Annotated in this window: 21 protein-coding genes; 16 read left to right on the plus strand and 5 right to left on the minus strand. The window is 70.7% G+C overall.

What is annotated here, in order from left to right; genetic code table 11:
- Window positions 1-29: 29 nt before the first annotated feature.
- A complete protein-coding gene (locus ACWEKM_RS24730) occupies window positions 30-2,669 on the minus strand; it encodes a hypothetical protein (protein ID WP_451623391.1) in 2,640 nt (879 codons plus the stop codon).
- A 101-nt stretch (window positions 2,670-2,770) separates the two neighbouring features.
- On the opposite strand from ACWEKM_RS24730, the gene ACWEKM_RS24735 reads away from it, so the two are divergent.
- Complete coding sequence (locus tag ACWEKM_RS24735; RefSeq protein WP_451623392.1) at window positions 2,771-3,301, plus strand: hypothetical protein; 531 nt, start codon at window positions 2,771-2,773, stop codon at window positions 3,299-3,301.
- A 902-nt stretch (window positions 3,302-4,203) separates the two neighbouring features.
- Here the strand turns inward: ACWEKM_RS24735 and ACWEKM_RS24740 are convergent.
- Window positions 4,204-4,500, minus strand: a complete 297-nt coding sequence (locus tag ACWEKM_RS24740) for a helix-turn-helix transcriptional regulator (protein ID WP_451623393.1) — start codon at window positions 4,498-4,500, stop codon at window positions 4,204-4,206.
- A 114-nt stretch (window positions 4,501-4,614) separates the two neighbouring features.
- Between ACWEKM_RS24740 and ACWEKM_RS24745 the strand changes: the two genes are divergently transcribed.
- Together ACWEKM_RS24745 and ACWEKM_RS24750 are read left to right on the plus strand one after the other, a co-directional pair.
- Window positions 4,615-5,256 carry an HAD family hydrolase gene (locus ACWEKM_RS24745; RefSeq protein WP_451623394.1) on the plus strand — a complete coding sequence of 214 codons (642 nt, stop codon included), beginning with the start codon at window positions 4,615-4,617 and terminating at the stop codon, window positions 5,254-5,256.
- Window positions 5,257-5,260: 4 nt separating this feature from the next.
- On the plus strand, window positions 5,261-6,103 hold the full coding sequence (locus ACWEKM_RS24750) for a DUF1932 domain-containing protein (RefSeq protein WP_451623395.1): 843 nt from the start codon (window positions 5,261-5,263) through the stop codon (window positions 6,101-6,103).
- A 7-nt stretch (window positions 6,104-6,110) separates the two neighbouring features.
- Here the strand turns inward: ACWEKM_RS24750 and ACWEKM_RS24755 are convergent, their stop codons facing one another.
- The 3 genes from ACWEKM_RS24755 to ACWEKM_RS24765 form a co-directional block, all read right to left on the minus strand.
- A complete protein-coding gene (locus ACWEKM_RS24755) occupies window positions 6,111-6,680 on the minus strand; it encodes a phosphotransferase-like protein (protein ID WP_451623396.1) in 570 nt (189 codons plus the stop codon).
- The gene (locus tag ACWEKM_RS24760; RefSeq protein ID WP_451623397.1) at window positions 6,677-7,714 is read right to left on the minus strand and encodes an AAA family ATPase; all 1,038 of its coding nucleotides are present in this window, start codon (window positions 7,712-7,714) and stop codon (window positions 6,677-6,679) included. The genes ACWEKM_RS24755 and ACWEKM_RS24760 overlap by 4 nt, the downstream gene beginning before the upstream one ends.
- A 182-nt stretch (window positions 7,715-7,896) precedes the next feature.
- A complete protein-coding gene (locus ACWEKM_RS24765) occupies window positions 7,897-8,649 on the minus strand; it encodes a GntR family transcriptional regulator (protein WP_451623398.1) in 753 nt (250 codons plus the stop codon).
- A gap of 267 nt (window positions 8,650-8,916) precedes the next feature.
- On the opposite strand from ACWEKM_RS24765, the gene ACWEKM_RS24770 reads away from it, so the two are divergent.
- The 13 genes from ACWEKM_RS24770 to ACWEKM_RS24830 all read left to right on the plus strand — a co-directional run bounded on the left by ACWEKM_RS24770 (window position 8,917) and on the right by ACWEKM_RS24830 (window position 19,665).
- The gene (locus tag ACWEKM_RS24770; RefSeq protein ID WP_451623399.1) at window positions 8,917-9,378 is read left to right on the plus strand and encodes a hypothetical protein; all 462 of its coding nucleotides are present in this window, start codon (window positions 8,917-8,919) and stop codon (window positions 9,376-9,378) included.
- Window positions 9,379-9,660: 282 nt separating this feature from the next.
- The gene (locus ACWEKM_RS24775; protein ID WP_451623400.1) at window positions 9,661-10,422 is read left to right on the plus strand and encodes a hypothetical protein; all 762 of its coding nucleotides are present in this window, start codon (window positions 9,661-9,663) and stop codon (window positions 10,420-10,422) included.
- 125 nt (window positions 10,423-10,547) lie between these two features.
- Window positions 10,548-10,763, plus strand: a complete 216-nt coding sequence (locus ACWEKM_RS24780) for a DUF5999 family protein (RefSeq protein WP_451623401.1) — start codon at window positions 10,548-10,550, stop codon at window positions 10,761-10,763.
- Window positions 10,764-10,905: 142 nt separating this feature from the next.
- Complete coding sequence (locus tag ACWEKM_RS24785) at window positions 10,906-11,406, plus strand: hypothetical protein (protein WP_451623402.1); 501 nt, start codon at window positions 10,906-10,908, stop codon at window positions 11,404-11,406.
- Between the two features lie 126 nt (window positions 11,407-11,532).
- On the plus strand, window positions 11,533-11,739 hold the full coding sequence (locus ACWEKM_RS24790) for a hypothetical protein (RefSeq protein ID WP_451623403.1): 207 nt from the start codon (window positions 11,533-11,535) through the stop codon (window positions 11,737-11,739).
- 378 nt (window positions 11,740-12,117) lie between these two features.
- Entirely contained in the window at window positions 12,118-12,309 is a 192-nt protein-coding gene (locus ACWEKM_RS24795; RefSeq protein WP_451623422.1) for a DUF5999 family protein, read from the plus strand.
- 127 nt (window positions 12,310-12,436) lie between these two features.
- The gene (locus ACWEKM_RS24800) at window positions 12,437-12,964 is read left to right on the plus strand and encodes a DUF6197 family protein (RefSeq protein ID WP_451623404.1); all 528 of its coding nucleotides are present in this window, start codon (window positions 12,437-12,439) and stop codon (window positions 12,962-12,964) included.
- 132 nt (window positions 12,965-13,096) lie between these two features.
- The gene (locus ACWEKM_RS24805; protein ID WP_451623405.1) at window positions 13,097-13,660 is read left to right on the plus strand and encodes a DUF6197 family protein; all 564 of its coding nucleotides are present in this window, start codon (window positions 13,097-13,099) and stop codon (window positions 13,658-13,660) included.
- 150 nt (window positions 13,661-13,810) lie between these two features.
- Entirely contained in the window at window positions 13,811-15,988 is a 2,178-nt protein-coding gene (locus tag ACWEKM_RS24810; protein ID WP_451623406.1) for a hypothetical protein, read from the plus strand.
- A 122-nt stretch (window positions 15,989-16,110) separates the two neighbouring features.
- Window positions 16,111-16,605 (plus strand): hypothetical protein, encoded by a 495-nt coding sequence (locus ACWEKM_RS24815; protein ID WP_451623407.1) that lies wholly within the window; start codon window positions 16,111-16,113, stop codon window positions 16,603-16,605.
- Complete coding sequence (locus ACWEKM_RS24820) at window positions 16,602-16,838, plus strand: hypothetical protein (RefSeq protein ID WP_451623408.1); 237 nt, start codon at window positions 16,602-16,604, stop codon at window positions 16,836-16,838. Before ACWEKM_RS24815 ends, ACWEKM_RS24820 begins: the two co-directional genes overlap by 4 nt.
- Window positions 16,839-17,421: 583 nt before the next feature.
- Window positions 17,422-19,233, plus strand: a complete 1,812-nt coding sequence (locus ACWEKM_RS24825; RefSeq protein WP_451623409.1) for an ATP/GTP-binding protein — start codon at window positions 17,422-17,424, stop codon at window positions 19,231-19,233.
- A gap of 15 nt (window positions 19,234-19,248) precedes the next feature.
- A complete protein-coding gene (locus tag ACWEKM_RS24830) occupies window positions 19,249-19,665 on the plus strand; it encodes a conjugal transfer protein TraB (protein ID WP_451623410.1) in 417 nt (138 codons plus the stop codon).
- Window positions 19,666-19,717: the final 52 nt, after the last annotated feature.

A 19,717-nucleotide genomic window follows, 5' to 3' on the forward strand; every position in this document is an offset into this window, starting at 1 on the left:
ATCTCAAAATTCGAACCTCCGTTTGGAACTTAGTAGTTGGGGCCAGCAGCGTCGACATCGGCCGGTCCTGCCACCGGCCCGGTGCCGTCGCTGTCCAGGGGGCGGGCAGCCAGCTGCGGCAGCCGCTTCGCCCACGGCGCGGCCCCGGCCGCCTGCAAGCCGCCCAGTACCTGCTTGCGGAGCTGCTCGATCCGCGTCGTGAGCAGGTGCTGGGCGGTGCGTTCCCTGGCGGTGTCGGCGGCCTTCGTCGCGGCGGCAACCGCGTCCGCGCCGTTCGGATTGGCCCGGAACCAGCGGCGGTTCTGCTCGGTCGCGTACGCCCGGCGTGCTTCGGCTTCGGCTTCCTCACTCCGCCCCAGCCGCCCCAGCACGCTGCTGCGGTACTCCGGCAGTGCCTGCTCCACCGCCTGGAGCGCGGCGAAGGCGAGCACGGATGCCGCGCCGGCCGGGTCCGCGTCCAGCTCGCCGGGCTCCACAATCGCCATGAACTTGCCCTGAGCCTTCGCGATGTCGGCCGCCAGCGACTTGCGGACGTGGTCGGTGACGGCGGCGACGTCGGCCGCGTCGGTCAGGTCGGCCGCCCAGGTCGCGGCGACCAGCCCGGCCTCCACGACCAGGGCCTCGGTCCGGCGCCGGTAGCCGCATGCCTCGCACAGCCCGGCCACCCGCTGCTGTCCGCAGTCCTCGCACGGCAGGGCCTGGCGCACCGCGTCGGCGGCGGCCGCGGCCGCGCGTTCGGCCTCCGCCCGCTCCGCCGCCACCGCGCGGGCCGCATCCCGGCGGGCCTGCTGCTCGCGGACCTGCTCCCGGCGCCACACGAAGTCCTCCGCCTCGGCAGCAGCGTGCTCGCGCATCCGCTCCTCGAGGACGCGCCGCCGCTCGCCGTCGGCCAGGCCGGGAAGCTCCCGGTCGATGTCCGCGCCGATCCGGGCACGCCGGGCCCGGCGGAGGTGGATCGCGTTCTGGCAGTTCTCGCATCCGGTCCCGGTGTCCAGCCGGATCCCGTCGTCGCAGCGCCGGTCCGAGCAGGACGGCCGCTGGACCAGGCCCCGCCGGATCAGCCACCCGTACGGGCCGGTGACCATCGCCTCGCCGCCGGTCTCCTCCAGGCGGTCGGTGAGCCGGTCGGTCAGCAGCCGCGGCGCACCCTCCGGCGCCACACCCAGGCCCGCCAGCTGTGCCAGCTCCGCCTTCGCAGCCGCTTCCACCTGGTCCTGCTGCCACCCGTTCAGCTGCTCCCACAGCCACGCCACCGGCCCCAGCGCCACCCGCAGACGAAGATCAGCCGGAAGGCCCACCCTCCGCCGCTGCTGCGGCTTTCCACCACCCACGGCCTTCGGCCGGCCACCGGCACCAGCCCGGGCAGCGCGCTGCTCCACCCGCTCATCGACCGGGGACTCCTTCGGCTGTTCCCCGCGGAGCGGGCCGCCCTCTGCCACCGGCGACCCGACCCCGGCAACGGCGCTCTCGCCGTCGGCGGCCTGGTCCTCGCCCGCGCACGCGCGCTCCGGCCGACGGCCTTCAGCCCCACGGCCTTCGCCGGAAAAACCACAATCAAGCTGCGGAGGAACTACGGGAGTAACCACAGAAGCGTGGTCTGCGTGGAGCTCTGCACCATCGGGACGCTCCTGATCCTCGGCATCCCCGGGGCCCTCAGCATCACTGATCCCAGACGTACCAAGGGCACCGGAGGCACTGGCCGGAGCATGATCTCCGCACGCACCATCGGGACGCGCCGAAAGCACCGTCCCGGACCCCGAAACAGCCTCCACAGGGGCCAGGGTGCGGCCGTACGCGCGGGCGACCGGCAGCAGCATGACCCGACCGCGGCCGTTCATCCGCGTCGCCGTCGCCTTCCGCCCCCGGGAGACCACACCGTCCTTCGTCAACCGGGCCAGGACCTTCCGCGCCCCGGACGGCGAGCAGCCCAGCAGCCGGGCCAGCGTCGCCGCCCCGCGTCCCTCGCGCTTCTTCACCGATCCGCCACACAGCTGCAGCCAGCCTGACGCCCGGGTGCTGAGCACCATCAACAGCAGCCCGAGCCGGTCGGTCGCCGCACCCCTGCCCGTACGGCCGGCCAGCAGCCCCGGGGGCGTCGGCTCCTTGTCCTTCGGCGTCCAGCCCGGCCCGAACAGCGCCTCGATCAGGCGCAGCAACGTCGCCAGCTCCGCCTTCGACAGCGCCAACGGGTGCGCGGCGCCGCCACTCTTGCGGGCGTTCCACAGCGGCATGACCAGGCAGTCCAGCCCGGTCGGGTGCCCCTTCGCGTCCCTCACCACCTTCGTGTGCAGCCCGTCCGAGCCGCGCAACGGAGGCAGCACCTTGTGGTGGACCGTGGACTCCTTCACTCCCAGCCACCGGCCAAGCTCAGCGCCCCAGATCGACGACCGGTTGTCATCCTCGCGGCCCTGCGGCGCCCGCGACTTCGCGTACAGCACCACGGCCGCCAGCTTCGCCACGTCCTTCTGCCCGGCGATCGCCGGGTCCGCCAGCAGCGCCTGGACCGCGTTGCGCAGCCGCAGCCGCATCGTCCGACCGAGGCGCAGCGGGTCGTCCGGGCCGCCGTCACCCGGCTGCTGCCCGAAGGTCGGCACCGAGCGCAGCGCGGCCCGCTGCCGCGGAAGGACTGCAGAGCCGTTCACGGAGTCGTCGACGGGGTCCGTTTGCATTGCGACGAGCGCCGCCCTCGACATCACAGGGACACACCCCCGTCCACGCAGCACACCGGGGTGAACGGGAACCTGCTGCCGAACCGATCGTTGTGCGGGACATGGCAGCCAAGAAGAACCCCGCCGCCCGCCGAGCCAGCGAAGCCGCCCGCCGAGCCGCAGCAGCACAACGCATCGGCCCCCGCCCGGTAAAACCGGCACGTCCACGGCCCCTCTACGACATCAAACCGCCAGGCATCCACTACCGAGAGTGGGACACGCCGAACGGCACGGATGAAGAGGTGATGAACAAGGTCAACGACACCTTCGGGCCGGACTCCGAGGCCGCTCTCGGCATGCGATTCGTGCTGGAGTACCGCAAGACCTACGGGCCGCGCGTCCCAGTCATGGCCGCGCGCCAGCTCGATCAGATCGTTGTCCGGACAGACCTTGCGACCGACCTCGCCCAGACCATGGGAATCACACCAGAAGAGGCCCGAGAGCACCTGCACACTCTCCACGCGCGGGGAGCGCTCCTCATCGCCGACGACGGCTCCCTGTGGATGACCGTCCCACCTGGAACCGGTACGAACAACCACTGGACGTTCGTCGAGAAGAAAGCGGACACACCGTTGGAGACCACCGCCGACTGAGCCGAGAGCCGGAGCCATCTGTGTTGTCATCGGGCCGGTGTACACGCCAAAGCGGACACCTCCCTCAGCAGGCAGAATGCATGTTTCTTGATCCACCAGACGACCCTGCACGAGACGGCCTGTGGACAGAGCCCGCTGAGCCCGGATTACTCCCGGCGCTCCCGCACGGCGAACAACAATCTTGGAACCCGTCCCGTCACACGGGACGACCCCTTCGAAGACGTCGTCGGCGGAGTTGTCGATGATCTCCGAGAGGGGGTGCATGAGCGGGGCGGTGGATACCGCGACCAAGACCTTTGAGGCCGCTCCCAAACCGCTGCTCTTGTAGCTTCCTACCGGAAATCTAACTTCCGGTACGAACCACATATATCCGCTCAAACAGGACGTCGATCCCGTCACACGGGAAGATCGCCGAGCCCGAACCGGGGTGAAACGGACAGGGTCAAGCTGACAGGACGCCTGGACCTCGTGCACTATGAGAGCGACCTACCTTCCATATAGCTGGACCGACCCGAGCCCCTCCGGGCTGGACCTGGCCAGATGTGTGGATGTGTCGGGTAAGCCCCCTTCGCGAGAAGTGGGCGGACACCGATCGGGCGGGGGGAGATTTCTCCTCCCCTCCCGGTCCTGCTGAACCGCGAAGCCCCTGTGGTGGGGGCCCGCGGGTAATGCGGATCGGTACTGCTACAGCTGTGGTGGCCGTGGTTAGTGGCCGGTGGTGCAGTGGCCCTGGTTAAGGGGCCGATGGGAAATGTGCGGCTCGGTGAGCCGCGGCTCAGGACCGGCTGGAACCCGGGATCTGAGCGGCCGACGCGGGTGGTTATTCCGGTCGGTAGACGGGCCGCGCGAGGCCAGCGGGTGGTAAGTCCGCTTCTTGGCGCGCGCGGCCGATGGCCACTAGGTCATCCCGATCCCCCTTCGGAGGACGGCGTCGCGCTGCCCTCATCTGGCTTCGCGGCCTCGGGATAGCGCTCCGCAAGCCGGGTGAGCAGGTGCATGTATACCGCTCGGTGCGGGCGTCGGGGATGGGTCTGCCCCAGCTCCCAACGGGCTACGGCGAGGCGCTTCACGCCCACGGCCTCCGCAACTTCCTGCTGCGTGAGGCCGGCCGCGAGGCGGAGCTTCGCGCGTACAGGCGGCAGCGGCAGGACGTCGTCCAGTAGGGCGTCGACCCGCTTCAAGCGGTCCGGGTCGGTCACGGCGCAGCCTTTCAAGATCGATGGTTTCCTGAAAGATACACGATGCGATCCCCGCCCGGGAGTGGCCGTCACCGTGAGCCGCGTGCCGCACGGGACCCGATAGGGTCCGTGCACGTGGCTCACCTCGCGTTTTTCGATCTGGACGGCCCGCTTGCCGACCGGCAGTCGGCGCTCAGCGACGCGCTGACTTGCCTGTGCCGCTCCCGCGCGCTCTCCCCAGGTGCCGAGCAGTGGCCGCGCACCGAGCTGGCCGACGGCGCGACCGCCGACGACTTCGCCCGGCTGCGGGAAGCCTTCGGCCTGGAGGCGTGGGCTGCGGACTCGTGGCAGGAGTACGTCGACCTCATGGCGGCCGCCGTCGCCTGCCGCCTCGAGGGCCTGGCCCGCCTGCGCGCTGCCGCATGGACGATCGGTGCCATCACCAACGGGGCCGGCGACATCCAGCGCGCCAAACTCGCCGGGACTGGCCTCGCCGCCCTGGTCGACGGCGTCGCTGTCTCGGGCGGCCTGGAGATCCGCAAGCCGGACCGGCGCCTCTTCGAACTCGGGGCCACCCGGTGCGGCGTCAGCCTCGCGGACGGCGGCTGGATGGTCGGCGACAACCCGACCGGAGACATCGGCGGCGGCCACCAGGCCGGCCTGCGCACCATCTGGCTGTGCGGACGCCCCTGGCCCGACGGGCTTCTCGCCGCTCACCGCGTCGTTGACGACGTCACCGACGCCATCACCATCCTGCTCAACGAGACCTGGGAGTAGCACTGTGGACCAACCGACCGTCGGCATCCTCCACCCCGGCAGCATGGGCGCCGCCATTGCCGCCTGCGCCGCGACCAACGCGGCCTCGGTCCTGTGGTGCGCGGCCGGGCGCAGCTCCGCGTCCGCAGATCGCGCCGCCAAGTGCGGACTGACACGAGTAGCCACGCTGTCCGAGCTGCTGGACCGCAGCGACATCGTCATCAGCCTCTGCCCGCCGGCCGCTGCCGAAGACCTGGCCCGCGACGTTGCCGCCTCTGGGCACCGCTTCGGGGTGTACGTGGAGGCGAACGCCATCAGCCCCCAGCGGGCGCAGCGGATTGCCGAACTGCTCGAACCGAGCGCGACCGTTGTGGACGGAGGCGTCGTCGGATCCCCGCCCATACGCGGCAAGACACCGACCCTGTACCTCTCTGGCCCGGCAGCCGCAACCGCACGGATCGAGGGCCTCTTCGTCGGCACCGCCGTCCGTACGAGGGTGCTGGGCGCCGCGGTGGGCCAGGCGTCCGCGCTCAAACTGGCGTACGCAACCGTCCAGAAAAGTACGCGGGCCCTCGTAGCTCTGGCGATCGCCGCAGCCCGCGAGCACGAGGTCGACCAGGAGCTGATCGACCTCGCCTCGGAACGGCATGCGTACGTCGCTGAAGCCACGAAGTACCTGACCGAGGCGGCGGCGAAAGCCTGGCGGTGGGGGCCGGAGCTGGAGGACGCGGCGGACATGCTTGCCGCGGCAGGGCTGCCGCCCGACGTGCTGCGCGCGACGGCGGGCGTGCTGGCACGGTGGAACGACGCCAAGGACAACGGCGAACTCACGCTCACCGACGCCCTGGACCAACTCGCCCAACCGTAGCCCGCGCTCATGCCGTCGCTGCTCCCGCCCGCTGCACCAGCAGATGGTCGATGAGCCGCGCCGCGTCCTGCGGAGACTCTGTCGTGGTGTCCACCTTCAGATCCCAGGCCAGGCCCGGGTACGCGTCCAGGTCCTCCTGGGTCGCGTCCCACGCCGCCAGCCGCGCCGCGGTGTCGCTGTCGCCCCGGCCGGCTGACCGCTCCGCAGTCGCCTCGCGCGGGCACCACAGCAGCACCACAGACCAGTCCGCTGGATAGCCGTCGACCAAGGCCCGGATGCCGTCGACCTGCCCGAGGTGCACCACCGGCACCCCCGCCGCGAACGCCGCGTCCAGACCGGGCGCGTCGATGATGTACCTGTTGCCGTACCGGCGGTTCGCGTAGACGACGCCGCCTGCGGCCTCCAGCTCACGCAACTGCTCCGCCGTGCCCATGCGGTAGCCGACCGACTTGCCTGTCCCCACCTTGAGCCGCGCGAACTGGTGGTACTGCGGGCGCAGTTCGGCGAGCGCTGCAGTGACAGTGTCCTTGCCTGATGCTGGTGGGCCATACAGGACCACACCGGGACGGCCGGTCACGTGTACATCGCCCCCAGCGCTTGCCGGGCCTGGTCCGCGAGCGTCACCGCGGTCCCCAGCCTGTTGTCGACGACCAGGTGCGGCACCGCCGGGCGCAGGTCCAGGTCGATGGTGGCCATGTACTCGTCCCACCGCTGGAGCTTCCACGCGTCGCGGGCGGCGGACCGGAAGGTGATGTACTCGCGCATCGACTCCTCATCGCACCGCACCCACACGGGGAAGACGTCGACGCCCAGGGCGGCGGCCCGGTTGGACAGGCGCCGCATCCAGTCCGGGTCGGTCAGCTCCGAGATGAACGGCGCCGAGAGTACCGTGCTGATCCCGCACTTGATGTTGGCCATGGCCGACTGCATGAGGCAGTCGTACTCGACAGACCGGACACGCTCCCGATACAGCTCCGTGTGTCTGTCGTTCGGGTCGCCGCCCAACGCCACCAGAAGACGCTCCACGAGCGGCCTGGTCAGCGGGTCCTTGTCAAGCAGCGGCCAGCCAGTGAGCTGAACGAAGAACCGAGCGAGCTCCGTTTTCCCAGAACCTGCGAACCCGCCCACCAGGATCAGGACTGGACGGTGCGGGTCGCCGCCGGTGTGCCGACGCTTCCACGCGTCGATGATCCGCTGCTGCAGAGCGAAGTGCCCAGCGTCCTCAGCGCCCGGCGCGATGCGATGAATGGCTCGCTCAACCGCCAAGACGTGCGAGCCGTTGAGACGATCGTCCATGGGCGTGAGCTTGAAGGACGTCTCCTCACCAGGCAGGGCGGTGCGGAAGCCCAAGTCGGGCTCGGTGGCCCGGTACAGGAGGCAATAAGCACGTCGGTAGTGGGGGCCGGGATAGACCTCGCCCTGCTCGTGCTGCCAGAGAGTCTGCGGATTCGCGGCGGGGATGCCCTTGAGTTTGGCCTGCTCAGCGACCTGACGGAGGCGTTCGCCAGCCTTTTCCAGGGTCAGCCCGTGGGCCTCGCGCTGTTCGCGCAGCTTGTCCGGACGCCAGCCCGCTCGGTGCTTCCCCACCCTGTGACCCTCCGTGATCGTCATGGCCGCGAGCCTAGAGCCAGGCCCGCAAATCCCATGTGTACGTAGATGTTGAAAACCCGTGAACACGGGTGTGCACGAGCTTCGACAAGGCTTTGTGATGTTGCGTTTCGGCGCTCGCGAGTGTGATGGCCCCCACAAGACGACCAGTCATGAGGGGGCTCGAGATGGGTGAGTTGGGGCGCTCAGGCATCGAACGCGTACTCCAGCACGTAGGCCGCGCTGTCCATGGTCATCTCGTTCACTTCGACGGCCTCAAGCTCAGCGTCGAAGGCCGTGCGGCACAGCTTGATGACGGGACGCTCCAGGGGCATGGCCAGCCCTTCGGCCTCCCCAGCGACGGGCAGCCGGCATCGGATCTCTTCACGGAAGTGAGCGGGCGCGTGCCCGATCTCAGTGAGCCGGGCGTATGTGCCGCCTTCGCCGGTGTCCACGCGCATGATTGCTGTGCCTTCGGCCAGGCCGAGAGGCAGGTACGAGGTCGCGAGCATGACTGGTCTGTCGCCCAGCACGAAGCGTCGGGACCGAGCGCAGACGAGCTCATCCTCGTCCACGTCCAGCATCCGGGCGATGTGCGGTGGCGCGGCCACGGTGTCCACGCGGACGTCGATCGTGACGGGGCGTTCCTCGTCAGCGGACCAAATGGACTTGCCTGCGCCCCACTGCTCGCGTGCGAGTCGCTGGATGCCGTGACGTCGGATCGGGCGGAACTCGATGACCCGAGCGCCGGCTCCCTTCTTCGTCTCCACCAGGCCCTCGACCCGCAGGATCTTCAGCGCCTGCCGGGCGGTAAGCGCAGCGACCTGGTATTGGGCGGCAAGCGCGCTCTCACCCGGCAGCCGATCGCCGGGACCGTACTCGCCGGACTCGATCGCCGCCTTCAGGCCGTCGGCAATCCGCTGGTACTTGGGCCGCTGTTCGTCCATGTCACTCGCCATTCGTCTCCCTACCTCGTTAGCGATCCTACGGCCGCTGGCTATCGAGGAACCGGCAAGGGCGCCCATGTGTGTGAGGGAGCCGCCGGAAAGCGTACCTCGTTAACGTACTTCTTGACATCGCTAACGAGGGCCGGTCTACTGGGATCCGACGCACCGAACCTCGCTAACGAGGTGAGGGCGGGGGCGCCGAAGGGGTGCTGCTTCACCCTGCCCACTCGCCATCGGGACGCCTCCCGAGCTCAGCACATCCGAGAGGAGCACCACTCCATGAACGCCATCTCCCGCCCCGCCGCCAGCCTCGCCACCGAGCGCTTCGACTCCGAGACGCTCGCGCTGCTGGACGAACTGGACGTCGAGCTCCCGGAGTTCGGTGGGGTCGACCTGGACGTCGTGTTCGGTACGCCGCTGGAGATGTACGAGTTCGTGACCTCGGGCGAGCTGGCCCGCTTCGACGCCGCGGCCGGCCCGCGGGGCGGCCGCACCAAGGCTCAGGACGAGGTCGGCTTCGAGTTCGCGGCGCGCAGGGACGCGGCGCGGGACATCGTCGTGGCCGACCCGTCGATCGCCGAGCGGGTCCGCGAGCGGCTGCTGGAGGCCCTGGAGCCGTCGATCGCCGCGTGGATCCGCGAGGAGCTGATGGGCGCGGCCCGGTCCGTCGGCGCGCAAATGCTCCGCCCGATCCCCACTGCCGCCGCTCCGGTCTCCGCGTCGGCCCCGCTCGCGGCCTGAACCTCCCCGCCGGGTCTTCGGACCCGGCTCCCCCACCCGGAACCGCCCCTGCGGGCGGCGCCGGATGAGGGAGCCGGACCCACGGTCCCTCCCGACCAACTTCATATGTCTGGCTGACCGCCGCTTCTAAGCGCGGCCGGGGTGACGAGTTCGACGAGGTCCCTCGGAGCACAGCCAGGTGAGCCGCCCGCAGCCATTGCGCTGCCCGCCGGTCAGGAAGTCCGGGCCCCGCCCGGCTCCTGGCTGAAGGAGAACGCAATCGCTACCCAGGGAGCCAACTCGATGCGCCACAACGGCCGCACCCCGATCAAGGTCAGCAGCCTTCGTCCCGAGAACCTCAACCTTCGCGAGGGCGAGATCTCCGTCGTCTGCCCCGACTGCGACACCTGGCGCCGGCTGACCCGGTCGATGATCCACCCGCACCGCGACGGTGTGGAGCAGCCGAAGCCCGAAGGCCGCCGCTACCGCGACGACACCACGTCGTCCAAGCCGTCCAACGGCCGCCGCTGCCCCGGCAGCGCGCAGCGCATCGAGGTGGACATCGCCCCCGAGCAGTGGTCCGAGAAACTGCTTGCGGCCGAGACCACCGCGTCCGGCCGCCGCACCACCAAGCCGGTCCGCAAGCCCCGCCCCCAGGACGCGCCGGCACCGACCCAGATCACCCCTGCCACACGGGGACCCCGTGAACAGCTTGCCGAGCACCTTCAAGACGACTGCGCACAGTGCCGGTCCGGGCACTGCGTGACGGTGATCGAGCTGCGCATCCGGATCCGCCGTATCACCCAGAGCAAGGTCCCTGCCCTGTACGGGCAGCTGCGTGCGGCACTGCAGCAGCACCGCGTCACGTGCGCACCGTGCAAGACGGGCACGCCATGCGAGGCGGGCCGCCAGCTCGCCGCCCGGACATCAGGGCTCGCCCAGGACCAGATGCGCAGCGCCCGCCCCGACCTGTACCGCACCACCCGTCACGTCCCCACAGTGCACCTCACGCGCGAAGGCTTCGTCGTCACCAAGGCCGCTGGCCAGCGCTCACAGCAGAGCTGACCACACCGCATTTTCCCGCGTCACCCAGACGCCAACGGCCCGCCAATGGCGGGCCGTTGGCGATGGAGAGCGTCGGAGGCCCTCGCTCTGTCCCACCCCGCGCTTCAACGAAAAGGACTGATCCCATGACCACATCCGCGTGCCGCCATCAGGCCCCGTGCCCGTCGGCGGACAGCCCGGACCGCGAGGCCGCGCAGATCATCGCCCACCACCCCGAGCAGGGCTGGGCGCTGCTGTGCAACGGCGTCCTGGTCTTCGACGACACCGGCGAACTGCTGCCCAACGGCCGGGTCATCGCTCCGCACCGCCCGATCGGCGACCGCTTCGCTGCCGCTGCCTGACGATCCGCCACGGTCCCTCTCCCGCTGCCAGAGCGCTTGGGGCGGGAGACGGGCCGTGGCTGGCCGTCCGGCCAGTCAGAGGCGACAGCCCCGGAACTCTGACCTTCCGGGGCTGTCCGGTCAGGAACTGAAAAGGAGTCCCGTGACCACGACGATCATGACACGCCCTCTGCCCGGTACGACAGGCCCGGGCGCGGGCCGGATCCGGTACGCCAGCGCCGTCCGTGTTGCCCGGGCGGGGCTGCAGGAGACCATCGACGACATCACCCAGGACGACGACTCGGATGGCCTCGAGCCGGACGACGCGTTCGCAAAAGTGCTGGCCGCGATCAACTCCCACCGCGCTCCCCGCCACCGGGTGGTCCGGCCCCACGACAGCGACCTGGCGGGCTCGCTTGGCGCGCACCTGCTGGACGTTGTCCGCCGCCAGGACGCCCGCATTCCCGCCGGCTGGCGCGCACCGCGCACCGTGGCGGAGATGCGGGCCCGCCTCGCCGAGACGGTCCCGCCGGTGCAGGCACAGCAGCCGTGCGGTGCCTGCGGCGGTGCCGGCGGCCGGACGGTCGACACCAGCAGTGACGGTGTGACCCGCCAGAACTGGGAGCGTTGCACCGCGTGCGGCGGTACGGGGGTGGCCGGATGAGGCTCCGTCGTATCGCCGCGTTACTGCGGCGGCACCAGTGTGCGAGCGGCGGCGGGCAGTGCTCGGAGTGCGGCGGTTGGTTCCCCGACTGGGATGGCGGCATCTGCGACGGCTGCCGCTGACCGTATGCCGCACCTCATACAGGCGGCCCGGGCAGCGCAGTACCGCGCCGCCCGGGCCGCTGCTGCGGTCGGGCCGACGCACCCGCTGACCTGTCTGCTGCTCGCGGCCGCCGCACTGGCGGCCGCGGCCGCGTGGGACGCCGGGCACCGCGTCACCGACCTCCACCCCGTCCACCGACACCACCACCGCGAGAGACGGCCCCGTGCCTGACGACCTTTACCAGCGCTACCAGGCGGCGCACCGCGCCTACCAGGCGCACACCGCCTCCTGTACCCACGCACCGCCGATGGCCCCGGCTGCCGCGCCGGGCAGCGACCGTACGAGGTCTTCTCCCGACTCCAAGACGCCTACCTCGCCAAGCAGAAGGAGCGGCGAGGCTGACCGCACGGCGGGACAGATACCCAACTGGGCTTCCGCACCGCGCTGTTCGACCAGGTCGGCAGCCCGCGGGACGGGCAGCCGGCCTTCCGCACGCCTCCATCCCGGGAGACCCTCCCGGGCCGCCTGACAACTTACGGAGAGCCCATGCGTAGCAGCACCCAGCTCGACACCACGGCGACCACCTCCGGCACCCGGCTGCCGGAGGCGCTGTGCACGCACACCCCGACGTGCCCGACGGCCGACAGCCCCGACCGGGAGGCCGCCGCCGTGGTGGCCGGCCACCCGGAGCAGGGCTGGAGCCTGCTGTGCAATGCCGTCCTGCTCTTCGAGGACACCGGCGAGCTGCTGCCCGACGGCCGGGTCATCGCCCCGCACCGTCCCGTCGCGGCCCTGGCCTGACGGCTGCCTGATCCGCACGCCCGCCGAACCCCTGGCGGCCGTACGGGTGGTGACAGGGAGCCGGACAGTCCGGACCACCGGCACCCGCCCACTGGACACCGCACCACGACACGATGAGGAGTCGACCTTGAACGGTTTCGCTCACGACATTGTTCTGAGCCGCCAGCTGGAGGAGCGCGGCGACCTGGCGCTCGCCCGGGACGTGGAGAGCTATCTCGCCGCCGCGGCCACGCCGACACTGACCGCTGAGGCGGTGACCGCGTGGATCGAGCGGGCCTGGCAGCTCGCGCCGGGCGGTCGCTGGATGGCCTGGGGCGACAGCGGGATGCCGCTGACCGGACAGGCGATCGCCGCGCACGCGGAAAGCGCCGCGCAGATCCTGCGGACCGCCGGCTGGAACCCCGCTGTGGCCTCCGGACGCACGCTGCGGAACGCGCTCGTCTACGCGGAGCGCATCGACACCGGCCGCCTGTGCAGCATGGACACCCGCCTTCTGGTCGCCGACATCATCGCGCTCCTGGTCCGCGCCGCGACCGGTGCCCCGTACGCCTACTACGAGACCTGGGACGCCCACCCGGACCGCACGGCCGACCAGGTGCTGCAGATCCTCACCGTCGCGGCCGAGTTCGCCCGCCGCTACGGCGACCCCGCCTGACAGCCGCACACGGTCGCCGTTCTGGCGGCTGCCTGATCCGCCCGCACCGACCGCCGAACTCCTGGCGGCTGGGACGGGCGGTGACGGGGAGCCGGACAGCCCGGACCCAACGAACCCTGAGATGAGGCTCGCATGCCCGAGACGACAACCGCCCCCGCTGCTGCGGTGTTCTCCGACGTGACGCTGAGCAAGGCGGCCGAACTCGCCGCCGACTCCTACCAGCCGCTGTGGATCGGCCCGTCCGGCGAGGAGTCCTCCGGCGAGGCCGTGGCCCGCCATCTGGAGGCCACCATCGCCCTGCTCGACAAGGACGGCTGGATCCGCGCCTACGACTACAGCAAGGACTGGTCGGCCGGCGCGGACCTCGCCGACGACGACTCCATGACGGTCAAGGCGATGCTCCGGGCGCTGATCCGCTTCGTCCGCGACGAGAGCGGCACCGACCCGCAGCGGACCCTGGGCACCGCCCTGCGTCACGTCGGCGAGGCCGGCGCCCACGGCGACACGGACACCGCCTATGTGGCGGGCTACGTCCTGGACCGGGTGATCCAGGCCCACACCGGGTCCGACTCAGCCCGCGCCACGCCCTGGTCGGAGCGGCAGCACCGCACCCACGCGGACATCACCGCCCTGCTGTCCGCCGGCGCCCAGTTCGCCCGCACCTACGGGCCCGGCCAGGAAACGGCGGCCGCCTGACCCCCGGTACTGACCGCACCAGCACAACGGCCCTCCGAGCCCCCGGCATATCAGCTGCCGGGGCCCCGGAGGGCCTGGTCACGACCCTACCGACCCGATGCCGACCGCGGTGGCCTCTTGCACGAGGCGCCGGAAAGAGAGGACACCCCCGTGGCCACCAACACCCGCCGCCGACGCCAGCCCGCGGCGACCCCGAAGCCCCGCGGCGGGCGCGGCGCCAAGGCGACGACCGACCCCACCCAGTCCACCGCTCCCGAGTCTGCCGCCACGGCGGTGTACCCCGAGGCCGCACCGCACATGGTCGACGCTGCCGACCGCACTGCGGATCTGCGGGACCGGGCGGCCGACATCGTCGCCCTTGCTCGCGAGGAAGCCGACGCCCTCCAAGTGGAGGCCGAAGATCGGGCCGCGAGTACCGTCACCGCCGCCCACGAGCAGATCACGGCGATGCTGTCCGAGGCCCGCACGCGTGCCGAGGACATCACCGCCGACGCCGACCAGGAGGCCACCGCCCGGCACACGGAGGCCAAGGAGACGGTGGAGACCGCGCGCGGCGAGGCCGACCGGCTCCTGTCCGAGGCCCGCGACCGTGCCGGAAGCCTCCTGAGCGAGGCGCGTGCCCAGGTTGCGCAGCTGACCGAGCAGGCGTCTGCGGACCACGAGTCGGCCCGGTCGGCGGTTGCCGAGATGCGCCGTACGGCGGAGGCCGACCTGGCGGAGATCGGTGAACTGGTCACGGCACGCCGTGCGGAGGCCGCCGCGATCATCGCCCGTGCCCAGGAACAGGCCGACCACCTGCGGGCCACTGCCCAGCGCGAGGTCGACCAGGCCCACGAGCGCTACAGCGAGCTGGCTGCTTCCGCTGCGACGGCCTACGACGCCCGCCGGGCGGAAGGCGAGAAGCTCTACGCCGACGCGGTCGCCGCCGCCGACTCCCGCCGGCGCGAGGCGGAGACGGCGGTCGCCGCCGCTCATGCAGAGGCGGAGCAGGCCCGCGCCGAACTGCGCGAGCAGCTGCGCACGATGGGCGAGGCGTTCGACAAGGAGGCGGCGGACAAGCGCGCCGCCCTGGACGCCGACCTCGCCAGCCTGCGCAAGGCGCTGGAGGAACAGCGCGACCGGCTCCGCCGGGAGGCGACGACCTTCGCCGCCCAGCTGCGGGAGACGGCGGAGAAGGAGGCCGCCCGCATCACCGGCGAGGCGGAGAAGAAGGCCAAGGGCACCATCGAGCGGGCGCAGGCGGCCCAGGCCAGCGCCCGCCGGATGCTGGAGGAGGCCCGGGAGGCCAAGAAGGCCAACTCCAAGTTCCGGGGCTGGCAGCAGCGGCTCGGGCGCAAGGCGTGGAAGACCGCGCCGTGGATCGCGCTGGCCGCCGGCGTCGGGCTCGCCGCCTCCGGCGAGTACGAGCTGGCGACCATGGTCGGGATCAACCCGTACGTCGCTCCGCTGCTGCCGGTGTCGATCGACGTGTACTGCGTCACCGCGTTCCGCGCCAAGCGGGACATCCCGGCGGCGCTGCTGCTGATGGCGTCGGCGAACGTGACGTACCACCTGTCCGAGCAGGCCCACATCGTCAAGGAGGGCCAGTCGGCGCCGTGGCCGCTGACGACCTTCGTCGTGCTGATCTTCGTGGCCGTCATCTGGCGCGTCCACTCGCTCATGCACGACGCCGGTGCGGACGGACACGGCGGTACGGACACGGCGCCCGGGACGGACGGACGTACCAGTACGGCCGCCCGTACGGACAGTTCCGCTGGTACACAGCACGCCGGTACAACCCCGTCCGGTACGGACTCGTACGGCGCGTCAGCCGGTACGGTGCCCGCTCGTACGGCCCACGGCACGGCTCGTACGGAGCCTGTACACGGCGCCCCGCACCACGCCGCTCCGGCGACGGCGAATGCTGGCTTGACCAGCGCGTACAGCGACCGTACAAGCGGCGTACAGGCCCCCTTCGACGGGGCCGCGCGTACTAGCAAGGAGCACTCCGGCCGTACGAGCGCGGCGGTGTACGAGGGCGGAGCGCGTACTAGTACGGTCACCGCCCGTACGGCCCCGGCGGACGGTGTTCCGCACGCTCGTACTGGTACGGTCACCGGTCGTTCCCGTACCACCCCGGCCGCCGCCGGGCGTACTGGTACGGCCATGCCCGCCCGTACGGACACCGAGCTGCTTCCCGCCGTACAGGCCCTGCCGCGCGAGGACGACGGCTTCGTCAATGTCTCGCGCGTCCGTACCGAGCTCTCCGTCAACCAGCCCCGCGCGGTGCGCCTGCTCTCCCAGGCCGGCCTGCTGCGCCCCGAGGACGCGGACAAGTACCTGACCTGATCCACCGTCCGGCACACACCAGTGAGGGCCAGCCCGAAGGAAGCGGGCTGGCCCTCGCCGCGACTGCCGGAAGCAGTCAACAGCCCCCCGAGTACAGCAGATCCGACCCCGCGGAGGACCCCGTGAGCACCGACGAAACCAAGTCCTTCTTCGACGACCCGGACGCGGCGCTGCGCGAGATCGCGCAGAACCCCGCCGCCTACGCGCACTACCTCGCGGACTTCCACCGGGTCGTGCTGGACATGGCCGCCAAGCTGGAGGTCCTCCAGCGCGAGACCCGCGTGCACTGCCGCGAGACACGTGTGGAGGGCGACAAGTGGAAGCAGGCGCAACTGCGCTCTTTCCCGGTGGAAAAGTCCCTGAACGACGTCATCAAGTACCTCAAGAAAGTCACTTCGGGACTCGAAAAGAGCGCCCATAAGCGCCACGCCCACGACGAAAAGGTGAAGGAGGTCAAGAAGCAGCGAAAAGAAAAGGCACAGCTCAAGGAGCGGAAGAACAATCCGCCGCTCCAGGCTGCCCCGGAAAGCCCGGGGCGACAGGGTGCACAGAGCCCGAATATGGGCTATGGTGGTCCCACGTCGATTTACAACCTGGACCGCAGGGAGTCGGCGTGAGTGCAGGTCGCCCGCTCACGAAAGCGGAGCGCAAGGCGTTCAACCGTGCGGAACACGAGCGGAAAATCAAGCAAGAGATGATCGCTCAGCACGGTAACGACCTCGGCACTTTCTACGCCTGGCTCCGGGTTGTGAATATCAGGGGCACACAGAATTACCGCGACGGAGACCTGACGTTCATCCGTGAGGTCGTGCGCGCCCTGCAGAACGTCCACAGCCGCCACGTCGGCTAGCCACCTCGCATCTCGTCACGAAGGGCCGTCTCCGATCCTGGGGGGCGGCCCTTCGACGATCCCAACGCGTGCCGCGCGTGACGCGTGCCGCGCGTGGCGCGCACGCGCGTACGCGAGGCCAGCGCCGACTGTCAAGCCCAGGAGGAGGGGTCGCGTGTCCGACGACACCGACAGCAACGTGATCAGCCTCCCCACCCGGGGTAGTGATTCCGGAGAAATGCCGGACGCTCCCGACGGCGGGGAACTCTTCTATTCCGAACCGCCCGGCAGCGGCTCGGGTGGCCCCGTTCCGCCGGAGTCCCCGGCGGAGACGACAATGGAACTTCCCCCTATTCGTGGGCCTATTTCTCCGGAAACCGTTTTGCGGGAAACGGGAATGCCTGACGCGCCGGATTCTGGCGACGGGGAATATGAGGAAGGTGAATACGTCCAGCCTCGTTCTCTCGCTGATCGGCTCGGTGACTGGCTGGAATACCGGCTGGAGGTTGCGCGCGAGCGGAATGTCCGGGAAGCGCCGCTCGTTGAGGCGGAGATAGCGCGTAAAGCCGCGCTTATTGAGGCCCGCACCGCTCAGGAAACCGCGATGATGGAGCAGAATGCCAAGCTCCACACCGCGCAGATGAAGGCGAAGGCGGACAAGGCGGCGGCGCGCGGCAAGGCCGATGCGGCGCGGTCCTCCAGCTCCGGCATGGGCGCCGACAAGGGCGGCCGCTCGAAGGCCGGCGCCGGGGGTGGCTCACGCGGAGGCGGCGGCAACTCCGGCGGCTCAGGCCGGGGCGGTACCGGCGGCGGCCGGGGCTCGGGAACGAACGGGTCCGGCGGCACCGGGCGTGGCTCCGGCGGCGGCAACTCGCCCAAGGGCACCGGGAAGGGCTCTGACCGCTCTGCTGGCGGCCGTGGGGGCGGTTCGAAGGGCAATGAGTCGTCCGGGGGTTCCAAAGGCCGCCAGAACGGCTCTGGAGGCTCCGGCAAGTCCGGTACAGGCAAGGGCAGTTCAGGCGGCTCCGGCGGCAAGAACGGCTCTGGCGGCCACGGGCCCGGCAAGGGAGGCCCGAAGGGCGACGGCAGCAGGACGCAGAACTCGCCGGCCTCCAGCCCCCGGGCTGAACGGGCCCGCGGTCACCAGGAGCGCGTCGCCGCCCGCCAGGCCGCCCGGCACCAGCGGCGCAGCGCCGACCAGGCCGCCAACCTCGCCGACCGCAGCAAGGACCGCGACCAGGACCGCGCCAACCGGCAGGCGGAACGGGAGGAACGCCGCGCGGCGAAAGCCGAGCGGAAGGCTGCGAGGAAAGCGAAGCGGGAGGCCGCCAAGGCCGCTGAAGACCGCACCACCCTCGGTGCGGCCGTGGCGGAGGAAGCGCAACGCCGCTGGGACAAGCGCCGCGCAGCGGAGAAGGCCAAGGCCGCGAAGGACGACGGCAAGGGCAAGGAGTCCACCAGTGACAAGGACTCCGAGGCCACCACCAAGAAGATGCCCAAGGACGGCCCTGAGTCGTCCTCAGACGGCCCGAAGGACGGCTCCGCGACCAAGGAGCCGGATGACGGCAAGACCGGAGAGAAGCCGTCTGACGGCTCCGGTGACAACCCGAAGGACAGCACCGGGACGGACGACGGCCCCAAGACCGACGACGTCAAGGGCCCGCCGGGCAGCGACGACGGCCGCTCCTTCAAGGAGAAGCTCAGGGACTTCTTCATCAAGGTCGGCAAGGACACCACCCCGCCCAAGCCGGAGGAGCCCTCAACGCTTCGGCCCGAGGACCTCAACGTAACGGTGGACCGTCCCGGTGGCCCGACCCGGTCACCGAAGCCCGAAGCGGCTGAGGAGGACATCACGGACGCGGTCATCGTGGACGACCCGTCCGACCCCTTCGGGGCCACCGTCACGAGCACGGCGAGCCTCCCGCGGGCCCCGGAGCCCCACACCCAGCGTCCCGGCACCACCCGACCCACTGCACAGGAGGACCCCGTGGCATCGGAGGCCAGGAAGCCCACATCGGGCCAGGCCGGCATGGCGGCCAAACATCGCACCGACATCACCTTCAGCGAATTCCTGATGGAGATCGTGAACATCGCGATCGCCGCCGACCTCGACAAGGACCGCGCCCAGGAACTGGCCGTCGCGCTCGGCAAGGTCGCCGCCGCCCTGCGGGACATGGCCACCGACCTGGTCGGCGACCACAACATCGCCACCGAGGTCGTCGACCAGATCACGGACCTGGCCGACGCCGCGACCCGCATGAAGCAGCTCGCCGAACGGTGCGCCACCGAGTGCGAGATCGCCTCGCAGGGTGCCCGGATCACTGCCATCTATGTCGGCCGCGTCTACGGCGAGGACCTCCAGGCCATGAATGACGCGGGCCTGGCCCACGCCTCCGCCGCCGCCCACCACGACTAGGAAAGGGGGTTCGTCGTGAGCGACCTCGCGCCCACCACCGGCGGCGGCGCTGCCGCCCGCACCGACGGCGACAACCGCTACAAGGCCGTCCAGCAGAAGCTCAAGACGCTGGGCACGGCCATGGAACTGGCCAGCAACGAGCTGGAGACGCTGCTGCGCGGGATGCGCATGAACGCTCAGCGCGCGGAGGGCCTGGCCGTCGACATCGCCAACGCCGAACTGGACCGCAAGTTCATCGAGATGACCAACCAGGTGGCCGTCGCCCTCGGTGGTGCCGCTGGCGAAGTGCGCAAGCTCCACGAGACGGCCCAGGAGGTGTCCGGCCTGGCTCACGACACGCGTCGTACGCACGCGCGGCTGTACGAGGGCCTGGACACCGTCCGTTCCGGCCGCAAGGAGCGCACTCCCAGGCCGGGCTTCTTCGCCCGCTGACCCAACCCCGCCGAAAACCCCTGATGGGCGGCCCACCGATGGCGGGCCGCCC

The sequence above is a fragment of the Streptomyces sp. NPDC004752 genome, assembly GCF_053601275.1.